Annotated in this window: 11 protein-coding genes; 10 read left to right on the top strand and 1 reads right to left on the bottom strand. The window is 41.1% G+C overall.

Features of this window, described 5'->3' with window-relative positions; all coding sequences use genetic code 11:
• Positions 1-47: 47 nt before the first annotated feature.
• Genes ATHSA_RS04960 through pstB form a run of 4 tightly spaced genes read left to right on the top strand, consistent with a single transcriptional unit; the run spans position 48 to position 3,352 of the window.
• Complete coding sequence (locus tag ATHSA_RS04960; RefSeq protein WP_161848034.1) at positions 48-863, top strand: PstS family phosphate ABC transporter substrate-binding protein; 816 nt, start codon at positions 48-50, stop codon at positions 861-863.
• Between the two features lie 6 nt (positions 864-869).
• The gene (pstC, locus tag ATHSA_RS04955; protein ID WP_161848033.1) at positions 870-1,736 is read left to right on the top strand and encodes a phosphate ABC transporter permease subunit PstC; all 867 of its coding nucleotides are present in this window, start codon (positions 870-872) and stop codon (positions 1,734-1,736) included.
• Entirely contained in the window at positions 1,736-2,590 is an 855-nt protein-coding gene (pstA, locus tag ATHSA_RS04950; protein ID WP_161848032.1) for a phosphate ABC transporter permease PstA, read from the top strand. Before pstC ends, pstA begins: the two co-directional genes overlap by 1 nt.
• Before the next feature lie 12 nt (positions 2,591-2,602).
• Complete coding sequence (gene pstB, locus ATHSA_RS04945) at positions 2,603-3,352, top strand: phosphate ABC transporter ATP-binding protein PstB (RefSeq protein ID WP_161848031.1); 750 nt, start codon at positions 2,603-2,605, stop codon at positions 3,350-3,352.
• 61 nt (positions 3,353-3,413) lie between these two features.
• On the opposite strand, the gene ATHSA_RS04940 is transcribed toward pstB, so the two are convergent.
• Positions 3,414-4,457, bottom strand: coding sequence for a type IV pilus twitching motility protein PilT (locus ATHSA_RS04940; protein ID WP_161848030.1), 1,044 nt, complete (start codon positions 4,455-4,457; stop codon positions 3,414-3,416).
• A 54-nt stretch (positions 4,458-4,511) separates the two neighbouring features.
• On the opposite strand from ATHSA_RS04940, the gene ATHSA_RS04935 reads away from it, so the two are divergent.
• Genes ATHSA_RS04935 through ftsZ form a run of 6 tightly spaced genes read left to right on the top strand, consistent with a single transcriptional unit; the run spans position 4,512 to position 12,809 of the window.
• Positions 4,512-5,138: a phosphate signaling complex PhoU family protein gene (locus ATHSA_RS04935; protein WP_161848029.1), complete on the top strand. Its 627-nt coding sequence runs from the start codon at positions 4,512-4,514 to the stop codon at positions 5,136-5,138.
• The gene (locus ATHSA_RS04930) at positions 5,135-8,383 is read left to right on the top strand and encodes an LptF/LptG family permease (RefSeq protein WP_161848028.1); all 3,249 of its coding nucleotides are present in this window, start codon (positions 5,135-5,137) and stop codon (positions 8,381-8,383) included. The genes ATHSA_RS04935 and ATHSA_RS04930 overlap by 4 nt, the downstream gene beginning before the upstream one ends.
• Before the next feature lie 18 nt (positions 8,384-8,401).
• Positions 8,402-9,763: a replicative DNA helicase gene (gene dnaB / locus ATHSA_RS04925; protein ID WP_161848946.1), complete on the top strand. Its 1,362-nt coding sequence runs from the start codon at positions 8,402-8,404 to the stop codon at positions 9,761-9,763.
• 12 nt (positions 9,764-9,775) lie between these two features.
• On the top strand, positions 9,776-10,381 hold the full coding sequence (gene tmk / locus ATHSA_RS04920; RefSeq protein WP_197739104.1) for a dTMP kinase: 606 nt from the start codon (positions 9,776-9,778) through the stop codon (positions 10,379-10,381).
• 58 nt (positions 10,382-10,439) lie between these two features.
• Positions 10,440-11,735, top strand: coding sequence for a cell division FtsA domain-containing protein (locus tag ATHSA_RS04915; protein WP_161848027.1), 1,296 nt, complete (start codon positions 10,440-10,442; stop codon positions 11,733-11,735).
• A 24-nt stretch (positions 11,736-11,759) separates the two neighbouring features.
• The gene (ftsZ, locus tag ATHSA_RS04910) at positions 11,760-12,809 is read left to right on the top strand and encodes a cell division protein FtsZ (RefSeq protein WP_161848026.1); all 1,050 of its coding nucleotides are present in this window, start codon (positions 11,760-11,762) and stop codon (positions 12,807-12,809) included.
• Positions 12,810-12,846: the final 37 nt, after the last annotated feature.

The following is a 12,846-nucleotide window of genomic DNA, read 5'->3' as shown; positions in this document are numbered from 1 at the left end:
ATAAAAATTCTGACTTAGAATAGAGTCAGAAAAAGGAGGGATTTCAAATGAAAAAGATTTTAGTTATGTTGGTTCTTTCCATGCTTGCGCTTTCGGTTTTTGCGTCAAAGATCGCTATAGTTGGATCGACTACAGTTCTTCCCATAGCACAGCAATGGGCCCAGGCTTATATGAAAATGAATCCTGATGTCAACATTTCCGTTGTTGGAAATGGATCTGGAAATGGCATCAAAGCACTTTTAGATGGTGTTGCCGATATCGCTGATTCTTCAAGATGGATGAGCGATACAGAAATCAAATCGGCAGTTTCAAAGGGCCTTTTTCCATTTCCGATAGTAGTTGCTTACGACGCAATAGCACCGATAGTCAATTCGGATAACCCGGTCAGAAATCTCACCCTTGATCAACTTCAGCAGATATACTCTGGAAAGATAACGAATTGGTCTCAGGTTGGAGGTCCTGATATGCCCATCGTCGTTGTCACGAGAGACAACAGTTCTGGTACCTTTGAAGTGTGGGCAGAAAGAGTTATGAGGGGTATGCTTGTAAAGCCGGAAGCACTGACAGTTGCATCTAACGCCGAGGTTGTCAGAGCCGTTGCGTCCAACAAGAGGGCTATCGGGTATGTAGGCCTTGCCTACCTTGAGAGTGGTTCTAATATCTCTGAAGTCGCCATAAGTGGAATGAAAGCGAATGTCGAGGCTGCAAGGTCTGGTGCCTATCCGCTTGCAAGGCCACTTTTCATGATAGTAAATGGTATTCCATCGAATCAAATTGCCAAGTTCATAAATTTTGGTCTTTCTCCGGCAGGACAAAAAATAGTTGCCGAGGTTGGATTTGTCCCAATTTATGAGGTGAAATAGGGGAGAATGAAAAGTACGATAGATCGCCTTATCTCCGTATCTGGCCTAACTTCGATCGCCATAATCGTGGCGATCACCTTCTTTTTGTTTTACAACTGGATACCACTTTTTGAGACGGTTGAGCCTATTGGATTCTTTTTTGGTACTTTGTGGTATCCAACGGCCGTCCCTCCATTTTACGGCATTCTTCCACTTTTGGACGCTACCGTGTGGATTTCTTCGCTTGCAATCTTTATAACTATTCCCTCGGCCTTTGTCATTGCTATCTTCATCACGTACATTGTCCCAAAAAAATTTCGTTACATCTTAAAAACTTTCTTGGAGATCTTTTCAAGTATTCCCTCTGTGATACTTGGCCTCATTGGTCTTAGCATAGTGGCGCCTTACTTTCAAAATGTCCTCAACATGGATACGGGCCAGAATATTTTAAATGCCGCCATAATGCTTTCACTTATCACAATACCGATGCCTGCATCGATGATGGAAGATTTTATAAGTGCCTTCTCTCCAGAACAAAAAGAAGGTTCTCAGGCTCTGGGGGCAAATGAATTTGAAACTCTAACAAGGGTTGTCATACCCGGTCTCAAAGGTCCTTTTGCATCGATAACGATGCTTTCTCTTGGAAGAATTTTTGGGGAGACGATGATAGTACTTATGGTTGCAGGAAATGCCGCGATATTTCCTTCTAACATCTTTCAGCCTGCGAGAGTTTTGTCTTCGACAATAGCGGCAGAAATGGGAGAGACACCTGTTGGTACTCCCCATTTTTATGCTCTCTTTGGAATAGGGGCAATTCTCTTTGTCATAACCTTTCTTATAAACGTTGCGGGAGAAATGATAAGGTTCAGATATGAAAGGCAGATGATGAAGTAATGGTAAAACGCATGCTAAAGCAACGGATCGCCTTTTTGATTTTATCTGTCATTTCAATTGGAATTCTCATCGCAATGGGATCGATCTTCGTGATCATATTCGTTAATGGATTTAGAGTTTTGAACTGGGATTTTTTGACTTCGATAACATCCTTCGATTTTAAGGGAATGCCACACGGAGGAATAGGACCTGCGATAGCGGGTACCTTCATAGTCACCGGCCTCGGCCTTGTCTTTGCAGTTCCAATAGGCGTTCTTTCGGGTATATACCTTTCGGAGTACAGAAACAGGGGTAAATTGTTTAACTTTCTTAGGATGATGGTTGCGAACCTTGCCGGAGTTCCTTCCGTGGTTCATGGCCTTTTCGGTTTGGCAGTTTTCGTCGTGCTTTTTAGATTTGGATTTTCAATTTTGAGTTCGGCCCTTACGCTCTCGATACTTGCCCTTCCGATAATAATAGTGACGACCGAAAATGCCATGCGAGATGTCCCCAATGAATTAAGGGAAGGATCATTTGCACTCGGATCGAAACGATGGCAGAGCGCTCTGTTAGTGGTCTTTCCCGTTGCTCTTCCCAAAGTTTTAACGGGTGTTATACTTGCAAGCGCAAGGATAGCCGGTGAAACTGCCCCCGTACTCTTTACTGGCGCAACGCTCTATCTCGCACATTTCCCAACAGCCCTAAATCAGCAATTCATGGCTCTTCCCTACACTATATATGGTCTTATGACGACAAGTATCAACATAGAGGCAAGTACCAGTTTTGCATACGGTATAGCCTTGGTTCTCATTACCCTGATCACACTCATGAATATTTCAGTTGTGATTTTCAGGTTGATAAAGAGGAAAGTATAAGGAGTGGTTAAGATGGATATCGATTTAAAGGTTGAAGATTTGTCTGTTTACTTCGGACAAAAGAAGATATTAGACTCTATTTCTATCGAAATTCCTTCGAAATCCATAGTGGCAATAATAGGACCTTCCGGGTGTGGAAAATCAACCTTTATAAGGACTATAAACAGAATGAATGACAGGTTTGATGACTTTTACTCAACCGGAAATATCATCTTCAAAGGCCGTGATGCGATGGAATATCCCGTCGAAGAATTAAGAAGAGAGATTGGCATGGTCTTTCAAAAGCCTAACCCCTTTCCCAAATCGATATACGAAAATGTCGCTTTTGGACTCAAGATAAACGGAATCAAAGACAAAAAAATTTTAGACGAAAAGGTAAACAAGTCTTTAATGGCAGCATCTCTTTACGAAGAGGTAAAGGATAGGCTTTCGACTAACGCCTACAAACTCTCGGGAGGTCAGCAACAGAGGCTGTGCATCGCAAGGGCACTCGCCGTAAGTCCAAAAATATTGCTTCTCGATGAGCCAACCTCGGCAGTGGATCCGATCGCAACAAAACAGATTGAGAATGTGCTCAAGAATATAAAAAAGGATATAACAATAATTATAGTCACGCACAACATACAGCAGGCCGCAAGAATAGCGGATTATATAGCCTTCTTTTACATGGGAAGACTCGTTGAATTTGGAAAATCGGAAAAGGTTTTGAACAGCCCTAAAGAAAAATTGACAGAAGAATACCTTACCGGAACGTACGGATAAACCTTTGTGTAACATGCTCCCACCACTTATAGAAGTGGGAGAATTCTTGCTTAAAGGGACGTTAAAGGCTCGATGGATCCTTTGCGTAAAGGATCGCGTCGTTCTTTTTTATTTTATTCAAAGATATCGCCCTCTTTAGAGCTTCGTCAAAGGTTATCATTCCAAACTTACTTCCAGTCTCTATCATGGAATCTATTTGATGCAACTTGTTTTCGCGTATTAAATTTCTAACGGCGACAGTTCCGACGAGAATTTCGACTATCGGAACGTATCCCTTTCCATTCGCCGAAGGTAAAAGCCTCTGGTACGCTATACCTACAAGAGTATTTGAAAGTTGGATTGCGATCTGCTTTTGCTGATGTTCGGGGAAAACATCTATTATCCTTTCCGGCGCTGATCCCGCCGAATTGGTGTGTATTGTTGAAAAGACAAGGTGACCCGTTTCCGCGGCAGTCAAGGCAAGCCTCATCGTCTCAATGTCTCTCATTTCTCCAACGAGGATAACGTCTGGATCCTGCCTAAGGGCATACTTTAGACCATCTGCAAAGGAATCAGTATCATTTCCAAGTTGTCTTTGATGTATCAATGCCTGTTTGTTCTGAAAGATGTATTCGATAGGATCCTCTATAGTGATTATGTGGACTGGCCTTTCCTGATTTATTTTGTCTATCATCGCCGCAAGAGTCGTTGATTTTCCAGATCCCGTCGGCCCTGCTATTAGAACGATTCCGCTTGCGTGATTTGCAAACTCGGACAGTATTGGAGGAAGACCGAGTTCGTTGAAATTCCTTATCTTGTAGGTTATTATTCTGAAGGCTGCCGCTATATTCCCTCTTTCCAAAAAAACATTTGCCCTCACCCTCGCAACATTTTCAAGCCCAAATGAAAAATCAATTTCTTTTTTGTTGAATGGAATGTTGACAGATTTTAAAAGTTCACTTATCAACTTTAAGAGTTCTTCTGATTTGTAAGGTTCATACTTTATCTGTGGAACAAGATCACCGTAAATTCTAAAGACCGGTGGCATATCAACACTCAAATGGACATCTGAAGCGTTCATTTTGTACGCTTCGATCAACAATTCAGTTATGTTAAGGCCTTTCATCTTTAACCTCCAAAAATTAATCTTCTAATGATATAATACACCAAGGGTGGTCATGTGATACCTTTAAGCGTTGTTGAAGAGTACAAAGAGTCTTTGATGAAGATGAGTATCCTTGTCACGGACCTTTTTGATAAGTCCGTCTACGCTCTTACAAACAGAGATCTTGATATCGCAAAAAAGGTCATCGAAGACGATAAACTGGCAGACGAGATGAGAGACGCAATAGTTGAAAAAGGCACTCTCATAATCGGAGAATATGCTCCGATAGGTCGTTTTCTTGTTGAAATAAGAAATGGTATATTGATAGCCAATTTTCTTGAGATGATAGGCGATAATTCGAAAAAGATCTCCCATCAAACTGTCGAACTCGTTAAGGAACCGATGCTCAAACCTCTCATCGACTTACCAAAGATGGCAAAGATAACGGAAGAATTGTTAAGAAAGAGTATGTCAACATATTCGAACGGCGATGGTAAAGTGCTTGACGAGATGGTTAAAAGTGAAAATGAGGTCGATAGAATCTATGAAATGGTCGAAGACGAGTTGAAACTTTACATGATGGAATCGCCAAAGAACGTTTCGAGGGCTTTGAGATTGATGATGATTTCGCAGCGCATAGAGGAAATAGCGGATCTATGTCTTAAGATCGCTTTTCTCTATCCAACGGGAGGTAATTCGTGAAAACTCTTTACAAATACGTTGCCAAAGAGTTTGTCTTTCCATTTTTTGCGGGCCTTATTGTTTTTATAATCTTCGTAAGCGTGGAAGTTTTGTATCAGTTATCTGATATAATAGTGCAAAACCATGTGAGTATTTGGAACTTGTTCGTTTTGCTTTACTATTACATTCCACAATTCGTTGGAATGGGGGTACCGGTAGGGGTTTTACTTTCTATCTTCTGGGTACTTTCGAATTTTTACACCCGCAGGGAAATGATGGCCTTTCAGGTTCATGGAATAAATCTAAAGCGCATCGTGATACCTTTTTTGATCCTTTCTGCCATTTTGAGTTTTTTCACGTATTTGGTATCTAATTACGTTGTGCCATCTTTTACAGCGCAGGCTTCAAATTATCTTCAAAGGTCAGTTTACAGATCGAACTTCCCGAATATCCAGACGAATACTTTTTTTAGAGCCGGAGACAATTACTTCTACGTGAGTAACTTCAACCCAAAGACCGAGCAATTCGGATCCGTTATGATAACGCATCTTTCCGGCGATGAAGTTACTGTCACGTACGCCCAAAGTGCCTATTTCAAAGATGAAAAATGGTATTTGATAAATGGAAGAATCTATACACTCAAAAACAACATCCTAACCTTTGACATGTCTTTTGATACCATGAAATTGGATATAAACCAGGACATAGTGCAATTTTTGAGATCTCAAAAGAGCGCTCAAGAGATGAGTTCTTCTGAACTTATCGATAGGATAAAACTTTTCCAAAAACTCGGACTCGATGCAAAACCTTTCATAGTTGAACTTTATTCAAGATATGCGAATGCCCTTGGAGCCCTTATAATAGCCTTCTTTGGCGTTCCATTTTCTCTGTTCTTTGGAATAAAAAGCAAGGCGTGGAGTGCTATAGTAACCTTTGTACTTGTCGTTTTGTATCAAGGTTCGGGGGCATGGTTAAGCGCTATGGGCAAAAGCGGGCTGATAGATCCTGTCCTTGCGGCATGGCTGCCGGACATACTCTTTGGAATTGTAGGCCTTGTCTTTTTCATCTTGCTCGACAGCAAGATAATCTTTAGAATAAAAGAGATCTTTGTCAGAATAATGCCATTTGCGATCGTTCTTTTGCTTTTTGTGACCCTATCCGGTCATGCGTTCGGCGATACGGTCAAGATAAGCGCTGGAGAACTCAATTTGATCTCCGCAACTCAGGTCGAATATACCGGAGGAGTTAAACTTACCTCTTCACAGTACACGATCTCGGCCTCGAGCGTTGAGATATTTTTCAACGATCAACGTCAGGCTGTAAAGGCCATCTTTTCTGGCAATGTAGTCTACATTCAGGGCAAAAACACGATATATGCCTCTCAGATGACTGTTATTCTCGACCAAAATACCTCTTTTCTCATCGATCTTAGGGGAAGCGTAAGCATAAAAAATGCCGCCGGTAATCCCCAGAATGTTTATTTCTTCGGATCGAATGCTTACTACGATACTACTACCGGCACGACGACGATATACAATGGATACATCACAACTTGCACCGCAAGTCCGCCACATTATGAATTCGCGGCCTCAAAGATATACCTTGTGCCGGGCGATCACCTGATAGCCGACAACATCGTCATGTACCTTTTGGGCATTCCGATCTTTTACTTTCCTCAGTATTACTATTCTTTGGCCGGAGGAAAGCAACCAATGGAATTTTCCATAAATTACGCCGGATCTCAGGGATGGTACACGGCCGTTAAATTCAATTTCGCAACTTCAAAGAATTTGAATGGAGACGTTTATTCCACCAATTACACGAATGGCCCTTCAACATACGGAATCGATCTTGCGGGTACCGCCATTAACGTGCCATATTACTTTTCTTATTCGAATACACAAACTGCCGGTTTTATAACGTCACAATTAGTTCAATTTGGAGTCTCCAAGACCCTTTTTAACCTTTTCAATACCGCTTTCAACTATCAAGATCAGATAAGCGGAAATACATCTAATGAGAATTCAAACCTTTCACTTTCGGCAAATGTGCTTGGAGGAAGCATGGCCGCAAAACTTACCCAGACAGTCTCGGGATCAAATCAAAGTTACACCTTGCCCTATCAAATTCAGAACATAAACACAAAGATCGGCCCTGTGAATGTCACCGGCACTTTGAGCGGAAATAGCAGTTTTTCAATTCCGGGAAATGCTTTTTCGACCTCCCATTCTTTGTCCGGAAACTTTTCTTGGCCGATCAAATTTTCAACTTTGAATTCCATAACCGGATCTTATTCTGCCGCCTTAAGTGCTGGCACAAATCAACCTCTCTCTTATTCTACATTTATGGATGCATCCTACGCTTTTAATGCGCTTAATTACAATTTTTACGGACTGGGTTTGAATTTTTCTTACGGCGCCAAGAGTGGTTTTTCGATTTCGAATGCGAGTCAATTCGGAGACAGACTGGCGCTTGTAACCAATACAAAGGCCTCTTACAATCTTCTTGGTGTGGGACTGTCAGCCGTTTACAATTACACTCAGGTTGCCGGTCAAAACCTTTCGAACTTTGACACAAACAGTTTTCAGAACAATATAGGTCTGACGGCTAATTATACCTTTCCGTTAATTCCTTTAAGTGCTCAAGGTCAGGTAACTTACGATTTCAACAATCCCATCTCTCCGTGGTCGAACATCACTCTTACAACTTCTTCAAAGTTCAATCTTTTCGATATAAAAAATGTTTTAAATACGAGTTCCATAATTTCTCCTTCTCTAAAGCCGATAAACACCCAGATAACCTTGAATTCGAATTATGGAGGCCTTTCCTATCAGGGCCAGACGCTTTACACCTATGGCACGAATTACACATCGAACTCTCCCTTAACCCTTGCAAATCAGATAACGGCAAACATAGGAAACCTTGGTTTTATAAGCAACTTGCAATTTTCCTCCCAGTTTTCGATGAACATATTTCCAAACATTTCTTTCAACTGGCCCGTACCGATAACTCTATCGGCAAATATACCACAGTTGAATCTTGGAATCTCTGCTCAAGGCAACATTTCGAATTATCAGGTTCAATCCATGAATCTCAATTTTACGACTGGTTCTCAATGTCTCGGCCTAAAGGGCACTATCGCGTTTAACACGCAAAGTGGATTTAATTTTTCTCAGTTTACCTTAACTCTTTTCATAGTTCAATTCCCCGAAAAGTACATCTCTTACGATCCGGTAACTAACAACTTCAATTTTTCTATATTCTGAGGTGATCTTATGGAAAATTTGAAATTGATCCCTCAAAGCAAGGAGGCCGAAGAGGCCGTAATAGGCGCCATTTTCATAAATCCAGAAAGTGCAGATCAGGTCTTTGAAATCCTTAAGCACGATGATTTTTACTTTACACCTACAAAACTCATCTTTCAGGCCATGGAAGAATTGTTTCAGAGCAACAAACCTATAGATGTGCTTTCCGTTACCGATCTTCTTAACGCAAAAAAACAACTCGATCTCGTCGGAGGAGAGGTTAACATCGTTCACTTTGCCGATTCCGTTCCGGTTCTTGGAAATGTTGAGTATTATTCAAAAATAATAAAAGAAAAGTCATTGTTAAGACAGTTAATATCCGTTTCTGGAAAGATAATAGATGCGGCCTACGATCAAAGGGATCCCGAAGACATATTGAATGAAGCGGAGAACATGATCTTCAAAATAGCCGAAGAGGAAAATTCAAGAACTTACATGCCTATAAGAGAGATCATAAATTCAACCTTTGAAAAGATAGAGAAATTAAAGATAGAAAGAGAATCACCTGAAAGTGGAATTCTCGTATCTGGCCTTCCAACTGGCTTTAGAACTCTTGATGCGATGACGGCGGGATTTCATAAGTCAGATCTTGTCATAATAGCCGCAAGACCTTCTTTGGGAAAGACGGCTTTGGCATTGACAATGGCAAAGAATATGGCCTTCCTTTACCAAAAAAAGGTTGCTATCTTTAGCCTCGAAATGAGTGCAGATCAACTTGCCCAAAGAATGCTCTGCGCAGATGGATTTGTAGACCTTCAAAGTTTAAGGAGTGGTGCCATCTCAACGGATGATTGGAAAAGGTTGACAAATTCTGCGAGCAGGTTAAGAGACCTTCCAATAATAATAGATGATGATCCACTTGTCGATGTTTTGAAGATAAGAACAAAGGCAAGAAAGATAAAAAAGGAATTTGGCCTCGATATAGTCTTTGTAGATTATCTTCAATTGATTCGATCGAGAGACAAGAGAGACAACAGACAGCAGGAGATATCGGACATATCAAGGGCGATGAAACTTTTGGCAAGAGAGTTAGATGTCTGTGTCGTGGCTCTATCACAACTTTCAAGAGCCGTTGAGCAAAGAGATGAAAAGAGACCGAGGCTTAGCGATTTAAGAGAATCTGGCGCTATTGAACAGGACGCGGATGTCGTCCTTTTCATTCACAGAGAAGATTATTACAAAGCCAAGAAGGAGGAAGAAAAAGATCAAAAAGAAGAGGCCAACAATCCAAAAGAGGCAGAAATAATCATAGGGAAACAAAGAAATGGACCTATAGGAAGTATAAAAATAAGTTTCTTACCAAAGTACGCACTTTTTACGGAAAAAGATTTTATGCATTGATGGAGGTGGAATGTGCCGCTCATAACCTTTGAAGGAATAGATGGATGTGGCAAATCGACACAGATCTTAATGCTCAAAGATTACTTTGAAAAAAAGGGAATAAAATGTTCTGTCTTCAGAGAGCCTGGAGGAACAAAGATAGGCGAGGAAATAAGAAGAATTCTCCTCGACAACGCAGATTCGCCAATGGATCCAAAGACTGAATTTTTGCTGTTTGCGGCATCGAGGGCCCAACTTGTATCTCAAGAGATAAAGCCGAGGATAAAGGCTGGAGAATTTGTCATTTTGGACAGGTACATAGATTCTTCCGTTGCTTATCAGGGATTTGGAAGAGGACTTGGAAAGAAGATCGTGACATTCATAAACGAATTCGCCACCGACCTTGTGTATCCAGATCTCACCTTTTACATAGAGATAGACGAGAAGGTTTTTGAAGAAAGAAAAAGAGAAAAAAAAGATAGAATTGAATCAGAAGGAATAGAATTCATAAAGAAAGTCATAGAAGGGTATGATCAGATATCAACTGCTTCGAGATTTGTCAAGGTAGATGGAAAGATGGAACAAGATCAATTATTTCGTGTTATAATCGAAAAAATCAAAGAGAATTTTAAAGTATGAAAATTTATATTTAAAGTGTTATAATTTGTAAAACTCCATGAAGGAGGTGCCCTATTTTATGGCTAAAGTAGGGGGAATAACGGTAGTTGATATAGGTTCTTACAATATAAAATCTGCATTTGCCGAAAGAGTTGCGGACGGATTCAAAATCTTAAGTTATACCAGCGTCAAATCCAATGGCATGTACGGCGGTCAAATAGTCGACGCTCTAAGCCTTAGAGCAAGTGTTGGCGAGGCTTTAGGCGAACTCCAAACACAGTTGATGAAAAAAGCGCTTGGCGGACATCTTGTAGTGACGGCTTCGGAGAATTTTTTCTCTCTTGAACTTGCCAAGATAAGCAAAGAATTTTCAAAAATCGAGACGATCTCTCCTGTACACATTCAAGAAATAAGAAAAGAGGCCGTTAAAAGTTCGGACATAATAGACGTGATACCGGTGCGTTATACCTTGGATGACGGAAGAAAGGTTATAAATCCTCTCTCCATGGCCACCTCTAAAATTCATGCCGATATCGTTAAGGTCAAGATGGATCCGCTTCCCAAAAATGAATTGATGAATCTCTTTCAGGGTTACGTATTCGATTCCGTAAGTGTATTGCATCCTGGCCTTGTTGCCGGAGAAGGCGTCCTGACCGAAAATGAAAAGAACCGGGGAATAATATGTCTCGACTTCGGATATTCGACATTTAAGATGATCGCTTACATGGATGGAATGCCCATTGGGTATAAATTCATTCCTTTTGGCATAGAAAAGATGATAAAAGATATCGCTACGGTCTTTAAAGTTTCGTATCCGGAAGCAGAGAGGGTTTTATTTTATCATTCCAATTTGGATTATGAGAAGTTAAATGAGAATGATATGGTTGAGGTTGTCGATTTTAGCAAGACCAAAAAGAGCGTTAAGAAAAGATCGATATCCATGACGGCATATGCAAGAGCGAAGGAAATGTTAAGTCTTTCGAGAAGAAGTTTAAATGAGATTCTCAACGCAAATCCTTCCTTTAATCCTATAGGAATAGTAATTACGGGAGGAGGAGCATCTATACCCGGTATATCTTCAGTCGCTGGAACGATCTTCAATATCTCCGCAAGAAATGGAAATTACATCTCATCGAATAACGTCATAGTTACGGGAGCAGAAGATGTAATGGGTGTGCCGGCTTACGGACCTTTATTTGGATCATACATATACGCTTACAAATACGGAAGGTTAGAAACTAAGCCTGTCCAGCAGACCTCTGCCCCTGCCGTAAATGTGCAAAATCCCCAGCAGACAACAGAAGAAAAGGTTGGAGAAAGCGTTCAGAATGGAACATTTAAAAAATTATGGGATTTTTTGAAAAAATTGGTATGATCTCTCCTGAAGGAGGTATAATAAATGCCTTTTGAGATCACGGAAGACACAAATAAAGAAAGAAAAATAAAAAGAGTTCCAGTTATAAAGGTCATGGGAGTTGGTGGAGCCGGTAACAATGCCATAACGAGGATGATCGAATCTGGCATAAAAGATGTTGTCTTTGTCGCCGCCAATACGGATTTGCAGGTGTTAGAGGCAAGTCAGGCCGACGTTACCATCCAACTCGGTGCCGAGACAACAAGAGGACTCGGAGCGGGAGGATATCCCGAGATCGGTGAAAAGGCCGCAGAAGAAAGCAAATCCGAAATTCAAGAAATACTCGACGGTACCGATTTACTTTTCCTAACATGCGGTATGGGTGGAGGAACCGGTACAGGAGCCACGCCGGTAATAGCGAGGATCGCAAAGGAGATGCAGATCTTAACGGTTGCGATTGTGACGACGCCTTTTTATTTTGAGGGAAATAACAGATGGAGAATAGCAACTGAGGGTCTCAAAAAATTACATTCAAATGTCGACACACTTATAAGAATTTCAAACAACAAACTGCTCGAAGAACTTCCACCGGATACTACAATACCGGAGGCTTTTCTCAAGGCCGATGAGACGCTTCATCAAGGGGTCAAGGGAATATCCGAACTTATAACAAAGAGAGGCTACATAAACCTTGACTTTGCAGATGTTGAGGCTGTAATGAGAAATGCAGGACCTGCGATGCTTGGAATAGGAATAGGAAAAGGTCAGAACAGGGCAGAAGATGCCGCAAGGATGGCTATGGATTCTAAACTTCTCGAGCAGCCTGTTAAAAATGCGTCTTCGATCATCTTGAATGTCTCCGCTCCCAAGAATGTCACGATGAAAGAAATGCATGTGGCGGCTTCCGTTATAAGACAGGGATGCAGCGAGGAAGCAGATGTCAAATTCGGTCTCATAATAGACGATTCTGTTCCAGAAGATGAATTGCGTGTTACCCTCATAGCGACTGGATTTGAAGAGGCAGACAAATTACTCTTTACAGACAGCGATATACCGGCAATATACAGGTCAGGCCTTGATGATTTCTTAAGGTAAGAGTGGAGGATTTATTTTGGCAACGCCTTACAAAAAA

Source organism: Athalassotoga saccharophila (assembly GCF_009936215.1).
Taxonomy (GTDB): domain Bacteria; phylum Thermotogota; class Thermotogae; order Mesoaciditogales; family Mesoaciditogaceae; genus Athalassotoga; species Athalassotoga saccharophila.
Note: the sequence above shows the minus strand (reverse complement) of the source record. Positions and strands in the feature narration are given on the sequence as shown.